Origin of the sequence: Yonghaparkia sp. Root332 (genome assembly GCF_001425665.1) — a bacterium.
Classification (GTDB): domain Bacteria; phylum Actinomycetota; class Actinomycetes; order Actinomycetales; family Microbacteriaceae; genus Microcella.
Genome location: NZ_LMCX01000001.1, coordinates 1,527,954 through 1,544,072, shown reverse-complemented (window position 1 = coordinate 1,544,072; position 16,119 = coordinate 1,527,954). Strand labels below are relative to the sequence as shown.

The window sequence follows — 16,119 nt, the reverse complement described above, 5'->3', positions numbered from 1 at the left end:
GCCACCTCCCGACGAGGTCGGGGGCGGCCTTCGCGCAAGAAGCTCGCGGTGTCTCTCGACGACCCGCCAACGCGCAGAGCGTGTTAGCGGCGCAGACCCAGTCGCTCGATCAGCGAGCGGTAGCGCTCGATGTCGATGTTCTGCAGGTAGCCCAGCAGACGGCGACGCTGGCCCACGAGGAGCAGCAGACCACGACGCGAGTGGTGGTCGTGCTTGTGCTCCTTGAGGTGCTCGGTGAGGTCCTTGATGCGCTTGGTGAGCATCGCGACCTGCACCTCGGGGGATCCGGTGTCACCGGGGTGCGTCGCGTACTCGTCGATGATCGCCTTCTTGACGTCTGCTTCCAGTGCCATAGGTGATCCCCTCTCTCCTCGTTGCGCGGCGCCCTGAGCGGGATGCTCGGGGCTCTCTTTCTCCGCGGCCGTTCGACGGCAACCTTCAGATACTAGCAGTCGGCCGCGACTCCTCGCGCTGCGGTCGTCTTTCGCTCACGCGACGACGGCCGACTGCCGGACGTGCGTCAGCACGACGACGAGATCAGCCACCTGCGCCTCGCTGAACAGCGCCTGCGGGCCGGTCGGCGCGAGCGTCGTGAACGGGTCCTCGAAGAGCAGCCCGGGCTCGACGACGCCGCGCATGGTGAGCTGCGCGACCAGCAGGTCGAGGAAGGCGAGCTGGTTCGCGGTGAAGATCTGACCGGCGATGAACTCCTGCACGGCTTCCTGGGCGGCCGCGCGGTCGAGCCCGAGGAGCGACCTCACGAAGAGTCCGAGCCCTCCGCTCTCGTCGACCGCCAGCGCGAGCTCGCCGGAGGAGAACTGACCGCTCTCCCGCATGATCGACTCGAGCGACTCGAGGTCGAGCGCCGTGAGCTGCCTGCCATGACGCACTTTGAAGAGCACGGCTTCGTCGTCGTGAGCCGTCAGGAAGGAGAGCGCCTTCGCGCGGAAGCGGGCGATGTCGATGCCCGGCGCGCCGGGGACGACGGCGACGTCGGTGATCGGACCGAGCGTGTCCTCGAAGTCGGTGTAGATGAGCGGGCGCTCCCGCGGGTCGAGGAGCCGGACCAGATCTCGCAGTCGCACTCTCATCTGCTCGAGCATCGGGACAGTCACGTCGATCCACCAGTCGATCGAGGCGACGCGGTCGATGAATTCGAGCTGGGAGGCGATCACGGGGATCGCCTTCTGGTGCGCGAGCGCGTCCGCGATCCCGCGGACGGAGTTCCCAACCGCGGTCAGCGCGGCCGCATCACCCTCGAGGGCGGCCAGCTGCGCTCGGTAGGCGAGCAGGTCGAATCTCTTCGCCGCCTCGTCGGTGTCGTCGGCATCCGCCTCCGACGGCAGCCCGCCGAGAGCGACGATGCGCTCGTAGTCGTCCTCCCCCAGTGACAGCCAGGTCCGCCCTTCGCGGAACGTCTCGACGTCGCGGCGGTGAGGACGAACCAGGACGTTGTCGAGCGTCATCCCCGCCACACGGCTCTGCAGGCGGCCGACGAGCAGCTCGCGCAGCGCGGCGAGCTCGGGGTCGGGGTGGGCTCCGCCCGCGGAGGCGCGGTCGATCGTCCGCACGATCTGCACCCGCGCCCCGACGAGCCGCTCGGTGAGCGATGCGGCGCGGGTCGACCTGTCGGGAGGCAGCTCCTGGTTGAAGTACTCGATGTTCTGGCAGACGTCGAGGATCACGAAGTCCTTCTTGTCATCACCCGGCCCGTAGAGGTCGGGGCGAAGGCGCGTTCCGCGCCCCACCATCTGCCAGAACTTCGTCTTCGAGTGGACCTCCTTGAAGAAGACGAGGTTGACCACGTCGGGGACGTCGATGCCGGTGTCGAGCATGTCGACCGACACGGCGATCTGGGGGAAACTGCCGGTGGCCGAGAAGTCGTCGATCAGGCTCTGCGCGTAGTTCACCTGGTGCGTGATGATCCGGGCGAAGTGCCCTGCGTAGTGCGGGTAGTTGGCGTCGAAGCGCTCGACGATGAACTGCGCGTGCCGCTGGCTCTTGGCGAACACGATCGTCTTGCCGAGCTGGTCGCCGCCGTTGACTCGACGTCCCTCCGTCATGAGCGCCTCCAGCACCTTGTCGACGGTGTCGGCGTTGAACAGCCACTGATTCACCGCGGAGGCGTCCACTTCATCCGGCACGTCTCCGTCGGCCCAGTCGAGGAGGTCCCACTGCTCCTTCTCGTCCTCCGACAGGTCGTCGTAGCGGATGCCCTGGCGCACGAACGACGTCGCGACCGACTTGCCCACCGACGGCACGAGGTAGCCGTCTGCGATCCCGTCGGTGAGATCGTATGAGTCGGTCGGCACGCCGTCTTCGAGCCCGAATAGGCTGTAAGTGTTGTGGTCGACCTCGTCTTTCGGCGTCGCCGTGAGCCCCACGATGTGGGCGTCGAAGTACCTGAATATCGCCCCGTACTTCTGATACACCGAGCGGTGCGCCTCATCGATCACGATCAGGTCGAAGTGGTTCGGGCCGAAGCGGCGCACGCCGCCATCCACCTCGTTGATCAGGCCCATCATCGTGGGGTAAGTCGAGACCATGACGCGGCCGTCGACGCCCTTCTCAGTGACGAGGTTGACCGGACTCGAGACGGGAAGGTGCGTCCTGAAGGCCGCCGTCGCCTGGTTGACGAGGGCGACGCGGTCGGCGAGGAAGAGTACGCGCTTGACCCACCCGGCGCGCATGAGCAGGTCGCTCAGCGCGATGAGCGTTCGGGTCTTTCCCGATCCGGTCGCCATGACGAGCAGCGCACGGCGCTGCTGCTGCTCGAACACCTCGCCCACGCGGCGGATGGCGCGGTGCTGGTACGGGCGTTCGGCGATCGACTCATCAATCGGGATGCTCGAGAGCGGCAGGCGCGACGTGCGCCGCTGCACGGCGAGCGCCAGCTCATCGCGCGTGGCGAAGCCCTGCACGCTGCGAGGCGCGTACTGGGCGTCGTCCCACAGCCAGTGCTCGTAGCCGTTCGTGTAGTAGATCAGCGGGCGCTGGCCGAAGGCGCGCTCGAGCGCGTCGGCGTAGAGCTTCGCCTGCTGCTGCCCGGCCTGCGGATCCTTGCGCGTGCGCTTCGCCTCGACGACGGCGAGCGGCAGACCGTCGGCGCCCCACAGCACGTAGTCGACGAAGCCTGCCCCGCCGGTCGAGTTGTTGGGCATGCCGCTGACCGGGTACTCGCGGTCCCGTTCCTGGTCGAGCGGCCATCCCGCCTCGGCGAGGAGCAGGTCGATGAAGAGGTCGCGCGTCTCCTCCTCGTCGTAGTCGTGGGTGTCGATGAACGCGGCTGCCGCCTGTTTGGCGGCGGCCACTTCGGCTCTCGCGTCGTCGAGCTCGGCGGCCAGTGCCGCGTTGTCGGCACGGGCGGCGGCGAGCTGGGAGTCCTGCGCCGCCAGCTGCTCGGTGAGGGCCGTGAGCTCGGCGCGCGTCCTGGAGGCGGCACCCGGCTGCGGGCGGGGGACGCGCGAGGCATCGAAGACGCGGCCAGCGGCGGGGCGGGCGTCGGCGGTGGGCGCGTACTGGGTGGCGAGCCAGAACAGCACGTGGAAGAGCTCGCGCACGACGGGCACGCTCTGCGCGTCGCCGTAGAGGCCCGAGCGGTGGACCGCCTCGTTTCCGCGGCGTCGGATGATGTGCATCTTCGCGACCACGACGGGCGGGACGAGCCGCGTGAAGCTCGGCTCATGGAGCCGTGCGCTGAGGTCGCGCTGGTAGGGCTCGCGCAGGGCGGCGTCGTAGGAGTACATCCACTCGACGGCAAGCTCGAGCGCCCGGCGGGCGTAGAACGACGACGTGCGGGGGTCGCCGTAGGCGTAGCCCTCGGCGCGACGCGCTTCGGGCACGATCGCGGCGAACCGCTCGTGCAGGAAGTCGAAATTGGTCACCCGGCCGTGCCTTTCGTCGGTCTGGCAACTCTATGTGCGAGAGATGACATCGGGTCGACTTTGGCCCCCGAAGGGGGGTGATGCCGCCGCGAATGTCGGAGGTCGCCGCTGTTCTGGTCTACTGCCCGAATGTCGGGTCGGTCGCGCGAGGTCGACGACAGCGCGCGTGACATCCTCCGGCGAGCCGGAGCATCACCGAGGAGAACCTCATGAGCGACACCCCCACCACCCCCGAGCGGCCGTCGGACTCCCCCGCGCCGCCGCCCCCCGCGCCGCCGGCCGCTGCGCCGTCGAGCGCGACCCCCAAGCCGCGCTCGGCCCTCGCCCTCTGGGCGATGATCGTGGGCATCGTCGCGATGGTCAGCGCGGTCATTCCTGGCCTGAGCTTCGCCGCATGGATTCCCGCGATCGCCGCGATCGCGCTCGGCGTCATCGCGCTCATCAGGAGGACCCCGCGGCGCGGCCAGGCTCTGACCGGAGTCGTTCTCGGTCCGCTCGCCTGGGTCACCGCGATCATCGTGAGCGTCGGGCTCATCGCCGGGCTCAGCGGCGGCGTCGACGACTCGGCGGGCGACGACCCGGTGGCCGTCGAGGAGGCGCCCGCTCCGGTCGCGGAGGAACCGGAGTCCGAGCCGGAGCCGGCGCCCGAGCCTGAGCCGGAGGTCGTCGCGCCGGCGGCCGATGTCGTCTACAGCGGCACGGGCGACACGATTCTGCAGATCGAGCTTCCCGCGGGGCCCGACTCGATCGGCATCGCGACGATTGCGCACAGCGGCAGCAGCAACTTCGCCGTGTGGTCGCTCGACGGCGATCTCAACCAGAGCGACCTGCTCGTCAACGTGATCGGCGGCTACGCCGGCACGGTGCCGTTCAACCTGTCGACGGCGGAGCGGATCACCGCCTTCGAGATCACGGCGGATGGGGCATGGACGGTGACTCTGCGCGACGTGCTCTCGGTGCGCGAGCTGCCGGCGAGCGCGACGACGACGGGCCAGGGCGACGATGTTCTGGTCTATTTCGGCGACGCGACGGTCGCCGACCTCGCGCACACGGGCGAGAGCAACTTCGCGGTGTGGTCGTACGGCGCCAGCAGCGATCTGATCGTGAACGAGATCGGCGCATACACCGGTCAGGTCCGCTGGCCGGCCGGCACGGCGCTGGTCCAGATCTCGGCGGACGGGGCCTGGACGATCGCGCTGCAGTAGGTCAGCACGGCGCGGGCGGGCTCTGGCCCGCCCGCGCCGTCAGGAGCGGAGCGCTGGTTCGATGTCGGTCAGCCCGAAGTCTGCGCCGACGAACAGGAGGGGCTCGCCGGCGAGCTTCGCTGTGGCGTAGGCCATGCAGTCGCCGTAGTTGAGCTTCGCGGGGTGCCTGCCGCGTCCGTAGGTGTTCCAGGCCGAGACTGCGGCGCGAGCGTGCACGGCAGTGAAGTCGATCGTCTCGATGCGGAAGTGGTCGAGGATCTCGTCGACGACGCGCTCGGGCCGCTCGAGACCCCGGCCTCCCAGCACGAGCCCCGCCTCGACGGCGTTCGGGGCTGACATCTGAACCCGAGCGGCGGTGAGCATGGCGTCGCGAACGCGCGCCGCATCGGGTTCGTCGGTGATGATCGCGATGAGCGCGGAGGTGTCGACGATCATCGCGGGAACAGCTCATCGTGGCCGAGCAACTGGTCTTCCTCCTGCTGCGTCAGGGGCCGCAGATTCCGCGTGTGCGGCCAGATGCGCTCTTCGAGCCAAGCGGTCGTCTGTGCGATTCGAGCCTGCAGGTCGTCTTCGCGCTCCACGTCGAGCTCTGCGAGCCGCTGGCGCGCCAGCTCGCGAACTGCGCCCGTCTTGGTGGTGCCGAGGCGTCGTGCGACCTCGGAGACGAGTGCGACCGTCTCGTCGTCCTTGATGTTCAACCCCATGGTCATGATTCTACCTTCCGATGCGAGAGGGTAGAAAGTAGCGCGCGTATGAGGTCGAGATCGTTCGTGGAACGGATCTGTGGAGTTCGTCGCTCAGTCGAAGTAGTCCTCGTCGACCTCGACCACGTCGTAGGACTTCTTCACCTGCACGCCGACGCGGTACTGGATCATGAGCTCGGCCAGGCGCGGACCGTCGATCAGCACGATGCGCTGGGGGATGCTGGCGGCGTAGTCGCGCGCTCCCGGGCTGAATCGGCTCGTGGTGACGAAGACTCCCTGGCTGGCTCCGCGCCCGGCGAGTGCGCCGATGAAGCCCTGCAGCTCGGGACGCTGCACCGCGTTGTCGGCTGCGTAGCGCTTGGCCTGCACGTAGATCTGGCTGAGACCCAGGGCATCCTGATCGATGACGCCGTCGACGCCCCCGTCGCCCGAGCGGCCGATGCGCTGGCCCCGCTGCTCGGCGCCGCCGTAGCCCATCGCGTTGAGCAGGTCGACGACCACCTGCTCGAAGAAGTCAGGATGCTGCCCTTGCAGCCGCCGGATCAGCTCGGCCGCTGTATCGGCCTCGAAGCTCTGGATACCCGCCTCGATGAGCTCGGTCGGGTCGTCGCTCTCGTCGAATTTGCGATCCACAAGCACCGCAGAGCGATTGGACCGCCGGGGGGTCGGCTCGTACTCGCTCCACACGGGCAGCGACTTCACGTCGGCGTCGGTGATGGCTCCTGGGTGCTCGACTAAGAACTGACGACCGAAATCGGTGATCACGTTCACGCCGCGCGCCGGCTTATCGATCGCCTTTGCTCGGTACAGCGCCGACATCGCCCAGCCGACGCGGTTCACCGCCCGAGGGTCCCCGTTGAGGACTACCTCCGCGCGCTGCTGCTCTGTGAGGCCGACGTGATCGCAGACGGCTTCCTTGAGCGCCCGGGACGGCCACTGCCGCCCGTCTGACATCACCTCGAGCACCGGTTTGAGGAAGGCATGCCACGGCGGGATCGTGCTCACAGCGCTGTCGTTCTCGTTCACAGTTTCCCCTCTAGCGCTCGGGACATGAGCGAATCCATCAGCAACTCAGCGACTTTGTGTTGCCTGACGGACTCCAATCGAGCTTTTTCTACCTTCCACGCGACGGCCGCGAAATTCCGCTGCACATCGAGCGGCGGAAGATCGATGTCCAGTGATTCAGTCGCGGCTTTGCTCAGCTCCTTGAACGTTGCTCCGACGCCTCGGCTTTCCAGTGTCGAGCGATTCGAACGAAGCCACCAGTAAAGAAACATTGAGTCAACTAACGATGCGTCAGGCACAAGACTCTTGAAACCCTGGTTGGTGCACATCGGCACACCGACGATGCCAGTGAGGCCGATGGGCGCCCGTGAGCTCAAGAGCACACTTCCCACCGGCAGCAAGCGACCCCCAATTGACCGGAGCCCCGACGAGGAGATTCGGCGATTAGTCTCCGTAATTAGGACATCCCGCCGCCGTGATAGATCGGCCGGCGTGATCCACGAAACGTCGCCGTCCCAATATTCCACGACCGCAGACTTCGGCGTTGAGCCGCCAACGATCTCCGCGATCTCGCTCAAGCGAAATCGGTGCTTCGACGATTCGGAAACAACCCGGTGAAACTCGGCCCCCGCGAGCTCATCGAGGAATTGCGTTCTCCTAGAGATCCCGCGGACAACGTAGGCCGCCTCATCAAGAATGGAGACAATCCGGCGCTGCTCTGGAAGTGGTGGGAGCGTCACACGATGAGTCTTCACATCGGAAGGCTTGATGTACGGCTGAGCGCTGCCGGAACGGTGCCAACGTGATTCATCGTCAAGTAAGTACCAAAGAAACTTGCGATCAGCGAGATTAGGGTCCGGGAATATCAGCTGCGTGTTCGCAAGACTCGACCACTTGCCTGACGGCAAGAAGCATTTTCCACATCGTGCGCCAATAGAGGAGAGAACGACGGCTCCGTCTTCGTGCTCCCAGGTGGGGAGAAATCCGTTCAATCCGCCCGCTCCATAGGCGGGATACCCATTGTCGACGAAGTGCTTCCCACTAAGGCCGCTCTTGCCCCCCGCAACGACGCGGGCGATGTCCTCCAGACGAAAGGTCGACCACACAGCTAAACACCCTTCAAAGACTCGGCGAGAGAGGCGGTGGCCGCGGCGATCTCGGCCTCGAGGGCCTGCAGCTCGGTGATGATCTCGAGGGGGTCGCGGTGCTCGACCTCGTCGTGCTCGACCTCCTTGTAGCGGTTGAGGCTGAGGTCGTAGCCGGCGTCGACGATCTCCTGGCGAGGCACCAGAAAGCTCTGCGCGGTTCGAGGGCGTTCCGCCTCGGGTGAGTCAGCGTCCGTCAGCGTCTGCCAGCGGGCGAGCACGTCGGACAGGTCGCTCGACGTGAGCGGGGTGCGCTTGTCGTCGAGGCTGAAGCCGTCGCTCTGCACGTTGTAGAACCACACGTGGTCCGTGCCGCCCGAACTGGTCTTGGTGAAGAAGAGGATGGCGGTGGAGACCCCGGCATAGGGCTTGAAGACGCCGCTGGGCAGCTTGACCACGGCGTCGAGCTTGTGGTCGTCGACCAGCATGCGGCGCAGGTCTCTATGCGCGGTCGACGAGCCGAAGAGCACTCCGTCAGGAACGATCACCGCGGCGCGCCCGCCGTTCTTCATGACGCGCAGCATGAGCGCCAAGAACAGCAGCTCGGTCTTCTTCGTCTTCACGATGCGTGTGAGGTCGTTGGCGATCGACTCGGCGTCGACCGAGCCCGCGAACGGCGGGTTGGCGAGCACGAGCGAGAACTCGCCGTCGTCGGCGCCGACCCCCTCGGCGAGAGAGTCACGGCGCTCGACCGTGGCCGCCTCGACGCCGTGCAGCAGCAGGTTCATGCTGCCGATACGGCTCATGGTGGCGTCGGAATCGAAGCCGCTGAAGGCGTGACGGTTGAAGTGATCGCGACTGGCGGCATCCGCCCAGATCTCGGGGTGATGCTCGCGCAGGTATTCGCTCGCGACCGTCAAGAAGCCGGCCGTGCCGGCAGCGGGGTCGACGATGCGGTCGCCCGGCTTCGGCGCCGTCATGTCGACCATCAGCCGGATGATGTGACGCGGGGTGCGGAACTGCCCGTTCGTGCCCGAGGTGGCGAGCTTGCTGAGCATGTACTCGTAGATGTCGCCCTTGGCATCGGTGTCATCCATCGGGATTGCCTCGAGCAGGTCGACGACCTTCGCCAGCAGCGCCGGGGTCGGAATCGTGAAGCGCGCGTCCTTCATATTGGCCGAGAAGCTCGACCCCTGCTCGCCCATCGACCGCAGGAACGGAAAGACGTGGCCGTCGACGACCTCGAACATCGCGGCGGGGTCGAGGTTCTTGAAGCGCGACCAGCGCAGGTCGGCGAGTGGGCGGGGCGTACGGCCGGGGGGCTCGCTCATGCCGTCACCGAAGACGGGCTTCGTGATGGGCTCGCCCGTCACCCGCGCGCGGTTCTCGGCCAGCAGCTGGAGCTCATCGAGCCGACGGATGAAGAGCAGGTAGGTGATCTGCTCGATCACCTCGATCGGGTTGGCGATGCCGCCCGTCCAGAACGCGTTCCAGACGGCGTCGACTTTCGACTTCAGGGCGCCGGTGACCATTCGGTGAAGACCTCTTCCGCAGTGCATCGAGCCGAGTTGACGGCTCCTCCGGAAGTCTGTCAGAGGCCCCCGACGTGCGAGACCCGACAGCGCCGTGGAGGGCGTGCAAGAATTCCGACGACGCCGACAGTCGAAATGGGGGCCGGATGCTGCTGCCGCTGCTGCTCGACGTGCTCCTCCTCCTGCTCGCCGCGGGCGCGATCGCGCGCGGGGCCGCCGCAGGCTTCCTCTTCACGCTCGGCTCGGTGATCGGGGCCGCGCTCGGCGCGGTGCTCGCCTTCCTGCTCATCCCGCCCATCACGACGTGGATCTCCGAGCCGACCTGGAGGGCGACCGCGGTCTTCCTCGCCATCGTGCTGCTCGTCGTGGGCGGGCTCAGCCTCGGCGAGCGCCTGGGCCACGTCTGGCGGCGCGGCGTCGCGCGGCGCGCCCGACCCCTCGACCGCGTGGGCGGCGCGATCGCGGGCGGCGTCGTCTCCCTCCTGGTGATGAGCCTCGTCGGCTCGACCGTCACGGCCCTGGGCATCCCCCTCGTGTCGACGACCACCGCGAACTCGACCGTGCTCCGCACGATCGAGCGCTTCACCCCGGGCCCCGTGGCGAGCGCGCTCGGCCAGGTGCGCAGCCTCGTCGTGAGCGAGGGCATCCCCCGCATCGCCGACGCGCTCGGCGACATCGCTCCGCCTCCCCCGCCCGTCATCGACGCGCAGAACCCGGAGCTGCGGCGCGCCGGGCAGTCGGTCGGGCGCATCTCGGGCTCCGCCTACGCGTGCGGGCAGGTGCAGTCGGGGACGGCGTTCGTGATCGCGGAGGATCGACTGCTGACCAATGCGCACGTCGTCGCGGGCGTGACCGAGCCGACGATCGAGTTCCCCGGCGTCGGCGGCCTCGCCGGTCGGGTCGTCTACTTCGACGGACAGCAGGACGTCGCGGTCGTCGCGGTCGACGACCTGCCCGTCGCGACCCTCCCCCTCGGCGACACGATGGGGGTCGGCGATGTCGGCGCGGTGCAGGGCTACCCCTGGGGCGGCCCCTTCGTCTCCGGAGGCGCCGAGGTCGTGCAGGTCGGCACGATCATCTCGCCCGGGATCGACGGGGAGGGCTCCTTCCCCCGCGACACCTACACGCTCGCCGCCGACGTGAACCCCGGCAACTCGGGAGGCCCCGTGCTCTCCCTCGATGGCGCGGTCGTGGGCATGATCTTCGCCAAGGCGCAGAACCGCGAGGACATCGGCTACGCGCACACCATGGCGGAGCTCGACCCCGTCATCGCCGCCGCGCCCGGCCTGAGCGAGAGCGTCAGCACCGGCTCCTGCACGCGCTGAGCGGCCGACTGGGGACTTTCGGCCCTGACGCGGCCGCCTGCCCCTGGAGTCAGATGAGGGGCAGCGGAAAGGAGCCCCTCATGACCATCGGACTCGGCCCCATCACGGAGCTCACGGCGGACGAGTGCTGGGACGCCCTCGCCTCGCGCAGCCTCGGCCGGCTCGCCGTCACCGCGGCCGGCACTGTCGACATCTTCCCCGTGAACTACGCGACCCATGAGCGGATGCTCTACTTCCGCACGGCGCCCGGCACGAAGCTGCTCGAGCTCTCGATCAACGACCGCGTCGCCTTCGAGATCGACGGCGCCACCGACGAGGAGGCGTGGAGCGTCGTGGCGAAGGGGCGCGCCGAACGGCTCGAACTGCAGAGCGAGATCGACGCGGCCGACACGCTTCCGCTCTCGCCGTGGCTGCCGACCCTCAAGTACCGGTGGGTGAGGATCCTGCCCGAGGAGGTCACCGGGCGCCGCTTCGTGCGGGCACCGGAGCCCGACCGCTACTGATCGGCGGGCACCGGCGGGTCGGGCACACTGGGATCATGCCCTCGAACGCTCCGTCGCGCCCGCGCCCGCTCCTGCTCGTCACCGGCGTCGTCTCGGCCCTGCTCGGCGTCGCCGCGCTCGCCTGGCCGGCGGCCACGCTCGTCACCGTCGCCGTCCTGTTCGGCGCGCACCTGCTCGTCGTCGGCGCGCTCCGGCTGCTCGTCGCCCTCCGAGGGCCGCAGCTCCCCCGCGCGCTGCGCGTCTTCGTCGGCGCGCTCGGGGCGCTCGTGCTCGTCGCGGGCGTCATCGCGATCGCGAGCCCCGGGGCCGGGCTCGCGCTACTCGTCACCGTCGTGGGCGTGGGCTGGATCACCGACGGCATCGCGGGGCTGTTCGGCGGAATGCCCGATGCCGCGATCGCGCCGCGGGGCCTCGCGATCGCGACGTGCGCGCTGTCGATCATCGCGGGCATCCTCGTGCTCGCCCTGCCGGGGGCCGCGCTCGCGACCGTGATCGCGGTCGGCGCGGCGTTCCTCATCGTGGCGGGCCTGCTCCTCGTGGCAGTCGGCGTGCTCGCGAGCCGCTCGGCCGACTAGACGTCGAGCGCGCCGCGGACGATCGAGTCGCCCGAGTGGGCGGGGTCGCCGTCGACGGGCTCGAGGCTCACGTCGACGATCGGGTACTCGGCCAGGTCGATGCCGTCGGGGATGACGAAGGTGCCCGACCCGCCCTCGAGGAGGCCGAGGCTGATGAGCCCGTCGACCTCGGGAGTGAGGAGCCACACCTCGCGGACCCCGTCCGCCTCGACGGAGGCGTCGAGCTCGATCGAGACGACCCGCTCGCCGTCGGCGGTCTCGGACACGACCGCGGTGCCGGTCGAGCCCTGCCAGGCCGGGAGGGCGTCGAGGGCCGCGCGGGCGACGGTGACGGACTCGGGGGCGGGACGCAGGGCCTCCCAGGAGAGCGCGACGGCGCCGACCGCGACGGCTGCGGCCGCGATGCCGGCGACGGGAGCGATCAGGCGACGCATGCGGCCCCGGCGCGCGCGCTCGTCGGCGAGGCTCCTCACGGGTGCGGCCGGGGCGGAGGCGACCGGCTCGGATGCGGGGTCGGTGTCGAGACCGGGCGGGCGGACGTCGGCGGCGAGGCCGAGCTCGCGGTGGATGCCCGCCCAGACCGCCGACGACGGGGCGACGAACGCGCCCTCGCCGATCGTGGTGCGGGCGATCTCGGCGGCGCCGTGCAGCTGGTCGAGCTCGGAGCGGCAGGCGGGGCAGACCGCGAGGTGGCGCGACTCGCCGAGTGAGGACGGCGCCTCGCCGATGGCGATGAGCGCGATGGCCTCGGCGTCGAGATGCGCCAGGGCGTCGTCATCCGACCGATCGTGCGCGGCGCGGTCAGAGTCGTGCTGCTCCATGGGTCACCTCCATGCGGTCTCGGAGCCGGGCGAGGCTGCGTCTGATGTGGGACTTCACGGTGCCGACGGGCATCCCGAGCCGGTCGGCGATCTGCGTATGGGTCAGGTCGTCGAAGAACGCGAGCTCGACGACCTGGCGCGGGATGGGCTCGAGCCGCGCCATCTCGTCGGCCACGACGAGGCGATCGGCGAGCTCCGCGTCGGGGGCCGCCGACTCGCCCGGCGAGGTGATGGCGGTGAGCTGCTCGGTGATCGACCGCTCGCGCGCCCGCGCCTCGTGGGCGTCGGCGATGACGTTGCGCGTGATGCCCACGAGCCACGCCGAGAGGCTGGCGCGACTGGCGTCGTAGCGCTCGCGGCTCTGCCACGCCTTCACGAAGACGCGCTGGGCGGCATCCTCCGCGTCGGAGACGTCGCCGAGCGAGCGCAGGGCGAGGGAGTAGACGAGCGAGCTCCACCGACCGTAGATGTCGGCGAGCGCGCGCTCGTCGCCGGCGACGAAGCGCCGAGCGAGCTCGGTGCCGTCGTCGATCGCTGCCACCACGTGCCGGCTCCGCTCCCCGTGCGTCGAACGGCCGGGACGAGCATCGGCCGTGCGCGCCATGGTAGCGAACGGGGCTGTCATGACAACCGCTCCGCCGTGATGATGACGTTGTCCTCGTAGCGGCCGCGGCCACCGGCGTACCCGTAGTCGTAGTCGCCCCCGCACGTGACCATCACCAGATGGGGGTCGCCCACCGAGGTGAACACGCGATCGAGCGGGACGACGTCCTTGGAGATCTGCTCGACCATCGAGATGCGGTACTCGTGCCGGACGCCCTCGGCGTCCACGACCGCGACGAGCTGACCCGGCTGCGCGTCGAGAAGCCGGAGGAAGGGGCCCTCTCCCTCGGCGACGGTGAAGACATGAGAGGCCAGGACGGTCGCGCCCTGGCTCGCGCCGGGGCCCGCGCTGTACTCGTACCAGCCGGCGTCGAAGGCGCTGGCCGGCAGCGCCATCGCCCCGCGCTCGTCGAGACCCTGCGGAAGGACGTCCATCTCGATCCCCAGGTCGGGGATGGAGAGCGACACCGGAGCCGGAGCGACGCGGGCCGCCAGGGCGTCCAGAGCCTCGCGCGGATCGGTGAACGCCGTCGAGGTGGGGGTCGGGCGGGGCGTGTCGGAAGCACGCTGCTCCGGAGCCGTTTCCGGCTCCGGAGCAGCGCACCCGGCGAGGAGCAGGAGGGCGGCGACCGTGAGCCCGATCGCTCGCGCCGCCCTCCCGCTCGTCGTCATGTGAGGCAAACCGCGATCAGCGCTCGGCGCCGACGGTCTGACGACGGACGATGACCGCGGCCGCGGCGAGCGCGAGCAGGAGCGCCGCACCGGCGGCGATCAGGCCCGTGTTCGGCTGCTGGCCGAGGCCGGCCTCACCCGCGGGGATCTCGGCCGGCGTCGCGCCCAGGCCGTCGATCGTGAAGATGACGGCGCTGAAGGTGTCGTCCTCCATGGGGCCGAACGCGTGGACGAAGATGTTCGTGCCGGCGGGGAGCGCGACATCGCCGAGCTCGATCGCGCGCGTGTCGGTGCCGGTCGGCACGACGTTGATGTCGGCGTAGGTGTCAGCGGGGAGCTGGAGCACGTCGGCCTCGTCCGGGTTGGCGAGCGCCTCGATCAGGACGGCGTCTCCCGAGCGGACGTCGACGGCCCCGACCTGCGCGGTGTGACGGACGGTGATCTTGCCCTCGCCCGCGGGGATCTCCGAGATGTCGTTCACGAAGGCCGAGAGCACCGGGGTGCCGTCCTCGGCCGGGTGCGCGACGGCGGTGTAGCTGGTGTTGGCCGCGAGCGTCGCGTCGAGCTCGATCGCGACCTCCTCGGGGACGGTCGGGTCGCCACCGGCGGCGACGACCTTGAAGTTGTAGTCACCGGCGGGAAGGTCGAGCGGGCCCGCGACGTCCATGGGCTCGAAGTCGGCGAGCGCCGGCTCGGCGCCGTCGTTGACGTAGACGTCGACGGTGAGGCCGGGGAAGGCGTGGACGACGTAGAGGTCGGCCGAGGTGTCGCTGATGGCGTTCGCGGGGGCAGCGATGCCCACGGTGGCGAGGGCGGCGACGCCCAGGCCCGCGAGGATTCGGTTGCGCATGGTTCCTCCAGTTGACGGCCCCGGGGGCGGGGCGGATGCCCCTTCCGGGGTCAAGGCGGAATTCGCCTTACATCAGTCACTTCCCCTCGGCCCGCGCATCCGGATGCGCTGGAACCTGGGAGAAGGCCGTCAGAGCACCGACCGGATGCTGGGGGCGGTCAGGCGAGGACGGCCGACAGCCCCGAGATGGAGATCACGAGCCCCGCCACGAGCAGCACGACGTTGACAGCGCCGGCGGCGAGCCCGGAGACCGCGAGAGGGCGACCCCGCGTGATGCCGTTGCTCGTCTCGCGGATGCCCCGGACCCCGGTGATCGCGCACACGGTGAGCAGGGCGGCGTTCGCGACGAACACGAGCGAGAGCGCGACGAAGACGGGCGCCCACGCGCCGGAGGTCACTCCGGAGGCGGTCGCCTCGAGCGCCTCGGTGCCGAGCTCGGTCGTCACGGCGTTGCCGAAGATCGATACGAGCAGCGGCAGGAGACCGGTGACGAGGGCCCACGACGCGGCGGTGCTGCGCGCGGGCGGCGGAGAGTAGCGACGGCCGGAGGTGCGCCCCGCGGGTCGCTGATCGATCGACGGCGACGGCGCGGAGGGCGCGGTCGAGGCGGAGGGCGCGGTCGCCCCCGATGCCGCGCTCGACCCGGATACCACCGCTGCCGGCGGTGAGGGGATCCGGGCGGCTGCCGCGTCGGCAGTCGGCAGAGGCGCACTCGCGGGCTCCGCGGACGTCGCGGACGCCACGGGCGCGGGAGGCGCCGTGATGTACGAGCGTGCGCGGCCGATGTGCGTCGGGTTCGCGCCCGGTCTCGGCGGCTGCCGCGCGCTGATGACCGGAACGCCCAGCGGATGCAGGGGCGCGACGGGGACGGCGTGCTCGGCGGGCTCCGGCGGCGCCTCGGGCTCGGCCGTGTCCGCCTCACGCGCGTCGCCGTCCTCCTCTGCGTCCTCCGCCTCGACGGATGCCGGCGACGGCGACACCAGGAGCCCGAGGATGCTCGGGCGGGCGACGGGCTCGGGAGCCCCGGGACCGAGCGCCGGCACGGGGGCGGGCACGGCGTCGACCGCGGGAGCGGGCGCGGAGATGGCGGGAGCGGTGAGCAGTGCGGTGCCGCACTGCGTGCAGAATCGGAGCCCGTCGCGCAGCGGCGAAGCGCAGTTCGGGCAGGCCGCCACCCGCGTCACCGCCTTCACTCGCGCTCGTCGGGTCAGCGGGGCCGAAGCGCGGTCGATTCCCCGCTGGTCAGGCTAGCGAGCGGCGCTCGGTCCGCTCACGCCCCAGTCAGGGGGTCGAACGCCCGATTCTCCCCGTCTCTTGACCCCGCGCGAGGCGCGATGCACCATAGGGGCAGATCA

Annotated in this window: 16 protein-coding genes; 4 read left to right on the top strand and 12 right to left on the bottom strand. The window is 69.7% G+C overall.

Annotation, left to right across the window (positions count from 1 at the left end):
- Positions 1 to 83: 83 nt before the first annotated feature.
- Positions 84 to 353, bottom strand: coding sequence for a 30S ribosomal protein S15 (gene rpsO / locus ASC54_RS07400; protein WP_055855728.1), 270 nt, complete (start codon positions 351 to 353; stop codon positions 84 to 86).
- Between the two features lie 135 nt (positions 354 to 488).
- Positions 489 to 3,884, bottom strand: coding sequence for a DEAD/DEAH box helicase family protein (locus tag ASC54_RS07395; protein WP_055897723.1), 3,396 nt, complete (start codon positions 3,882 to 3,884; stop codon positions 489 to 491).
- A gap of 209 nt (positions 3,885 to 4,093) precedes the next feature.
- On the opposite strand from ASC54_RS07395, the gene ASC54_RS07390 reads away from it, so the two are divergent.
- The gene (locus ASC54_RS07390; RefSeq protein ID WP_055897720.1) at positions 4,094 to 5,089 is read left to right on the top strand and encodes a hypothetical protein; all 996 of its coding nucleotides are present in this window, start codon (positions 4,094 to 4,096) and stop codon (positions 5,087 to 5,089) included.
- A 39-nt stretch (positions 5,090 to 5,128) separates the two neighbouring features.
- On the opposite strand, the gene ASC54_RS07385 is transcribed toward ASC54_RS07390, so the two are convergent.
- The 5 genes from ASC54_RS07385 to ASC54_RS07370 form a co-directional block, all read right to left on the bottom strand.
- Positions 5,129 to 5,524, bottom strand: a complete 396-nt coding sequence (locus ASC54_RS07385) for a type II toxin-antitoxin system VapC family toxin (RefSeq protein WP_055897717.1) — start codon at positions 5,522 to 5,524, stop codon at positions 5,129 to 5,131.
- Positions 5,521 to 5,793 (bottom strand): type II toxin-antitoxin system VapB family antitoxin, encoded by a 273-nt coding sequence (locus ASC54_RS07380; RefSeq protein WP_055897715.1) that lies wholly within the window; start codon positions 5,791 to 5,793, stop codon positions 5,521 to 5,523. Before ASC54_RS07380 ends, ASC54_RS07385 begins: the two co-directional genes overlap by 4 nt.
- Before the next feature lie 93 nt (positions 5,794 to 5,886).
- Positions 5,887 to 6,798, bottom strand: coding sequence for a restriction endonuclease (locus tag ASC54_RS07375; protein WP_200932280.1), 912 nt, complete (start codon positions 6,796 to 6,798; stop codon positions 5,887 to 5,889).
- A 17-nt stretch (positions 6,799 to 6,815) separates the two neighbouring features.
- A complete protein-coding gene (locus ASC54_RS12630; RefSeq protein WP_082514915.1) occupies positions 6,816 to 7,904 on the bottom strand; it encodes a restriction endonuclease subunit S in 1,089 nt (362 codons plus the stop codon).
- Between the two features lie 2 nt (positions 7,905 to 7,906).
- Positions 7,907 to 9,415 (bottom strand): class I SAM-dependent DNA methyltransferase, encoded by a 1,509-nt coding sequence (locus ASC54_RS07370; protein WP_055897712.1) that lies wholly within the window; start codon positions 9,413 to 9,415, stop codon positions 7,907 to 7,909.
- Between the two features lie 146 nt (positions 9,416 to 9,561).
- On the opposite strand from ASC54_RS07370, the gene ASC54_RS07365 reads away from it, so the two are divergent.
- The 3 genes from ASC54_RS07365 to ASC54_RS07355 all read left to right on the top strand — a co-directional run bounded on the left by ASC54_RS07365 (position 9,562) and on the right by ASC54_RS07355 (position 11,818).
- Positions 9,562 to 10,740 carry a MarP family serine protease gene (locus ASC54_RS07365; protein WP_055897707.1) on the top strand — a complete coding sequence of 393 codons (1,179 nt, stop codon included), beginning with the start codon at positions 9,562 to 9,564 and terminating at the stop codon, positions 10,738 to 10,740.
- A gap of 80 nt (positions 10,741 to 10,820) precedes the next feature.
- Complete coding sequence (locus ASC54_RS07360; RefSeq protein ID WP_055855734.1) at positions 10,821 to 11,243, top strand: pyridoxamine 5'-phosphate oxidase family protein; 423 nt, start codon at positions 10,821 to 10,823, stop codon at positions 11,241 to 11,243.
- Between the two features lie 35 nt (positions 11,244 to 11,278).
- Positions 11,279 to 11,818, top strand: a complete 540-nt coding sequence (locus ASC54_RS07355) for an HdeD family acid-resistance protein (protein WP_055855736.1) — start codon at positions 11,279 to 11,281, stop codon at positions 11,816 to 11,818.
- Here the strand turns inward: ASC54_RS07355 and ASC54_RS07350 are convergent.
- The 5 genes from ASC54_RS07350 to ASC54_RS07330 form a co-directional block, all read right to left on the bottom strand.
- Entirely contained in the window at positions 11,815 to 12,639 is an 825-nt protein-coding gene (locus ASC54_RS07350; RefSeq protein WP_082514914.1) for an anti-sigma factor, read from the bottom strand. The two genes, ASC54_RS07355 and ASC54_RS07350, sit on opposite strands and share 4 nt — an antisense overlap.
- Positions 12,620 to 13,183, bottom strand: a complete 564-nt coding sequence (locus ASC54_RS07345) for an RNA polymerase sigma factor (RefSeq protein ID WP_055855739.1) — start codon at positions 13,181 to 13,183, stop codon at positions 12,620 to 12,622. Before ASC54_RS07345 ends, ASC54_RS07350 begins: the two co-directional genes overlap by 20 nt.
- A gap of 77 nt (positions 13,184 to 13,260) precedes the next feature.
- Complete coding sequence (locus tag ASC54_RS07340) at positions 13,261 to 13,914, bottom strand: class F sortase (protein WP_055855742.1); 654 nt, start codon at positions 13,912 to 13,914, stop codon at positions 13,261 to 13,263.
- 16 nt (positions 13,915 to 13,930) lie between these two features.
- Entirely contained in the window at positions 13,931 to 14,764 is an 834-nt protein-coding gene (locus tag ASC54_RS07335; RefSeq protein WP_055855745.1) for a DUF4397 domain-containing protein, read from the bottom strand.
- Between the two features lie 158 nt (positions 14,765 to 14,922).
- Complete coding sequence (locus ASC54_RS07330) at positions 14,923 to 15,957, bottom strand: zinc ribbon domain-containing protein (RefSeq protein ID WP_055897704.1); 1,035 nt, start codon at positions 15,955 to 15,957, stop codon at positions 14,923 to 14,925.
- Between the last annotated feature and the right edge of the window lie 162 nt (positions 15,958 to 16,119).

Coding starts and splice junctions, on each gene's coding strand:
- rpsO (WP_055855728.1), bottom strand. CDS start 353: ATGGCACTGGAAGCAGACGTCAAGAAGGCGATCATCGACGAGTACGCG.
- ASC54_RS07350 (WP_082514914.1), bottom strand. CDS start 12,639: ATGGAGCAGCACGACTCTGACCGCGCCGCGCACGATCGGTCGGATGAC.
- ASC54_RS07335 (WP_055855745.1), bottom strand. CDS start 14,764: ATGCGCAACCGAATCCTCGCGGGCCTGGGCGTCGCCGCCCTCGCCACC.
- ASC54_RS07390 (WP_055897720.1), top strand. CDS start 4,094: ATGAGCGACACCCCCACCACCCCCGAGCGGCCGTCGGACTCCCCCGCG.
- ASC54_RS07370 (WP_055897712.1), bottom strand. CDS start 9,415: ATGGTCACCGGCGCCCTGAAGTCGAAAGTCGACGCCGTCTGGAACGCG.
- ASC54_RS07380 (WP_055897715.1), bottom strand. CDS start 5,793: ATGGGGTTGAACATCAAGGACGACGAGACGGTCGCACTCGTCTCCGAG.
- ASC54_RS07340 (WP_055855742.1), bottom strand. CDS start 13,914: ATGACGACGAGCGGGAGGGCGGCGCGAGCGATCGGGCTCACGGTCGCC.
- ASC54_RS07385 (WP_055897717.1), bottom strand. CDS start 5,524: ATGATCGTCGACACCTCCGCGCTCATCGCGATCATCACCGACGAACCC.
- ASC54_RS07365 (WP_055897707.1), top strand. CDS start 9,562: ATGCTGCTGCCGCTGCTGCTCGACGTGCTCCTCCTCCTGCTCGCCGCG.
- ASC54_RS07355 (WP_055855736.1), top strand. CDS start 11,279: ATGCCCTCGAACGCTCCGTCGCGCCCGCGCCCGCTCCTGCTCGTCACC.
- ASC54_RS07360 (WP_055855734.1), top strand. CDS start 10,821: ATGACCATCGGACTCGGCCCCATCACGGAGCTCACGGCGGACGAGTGC.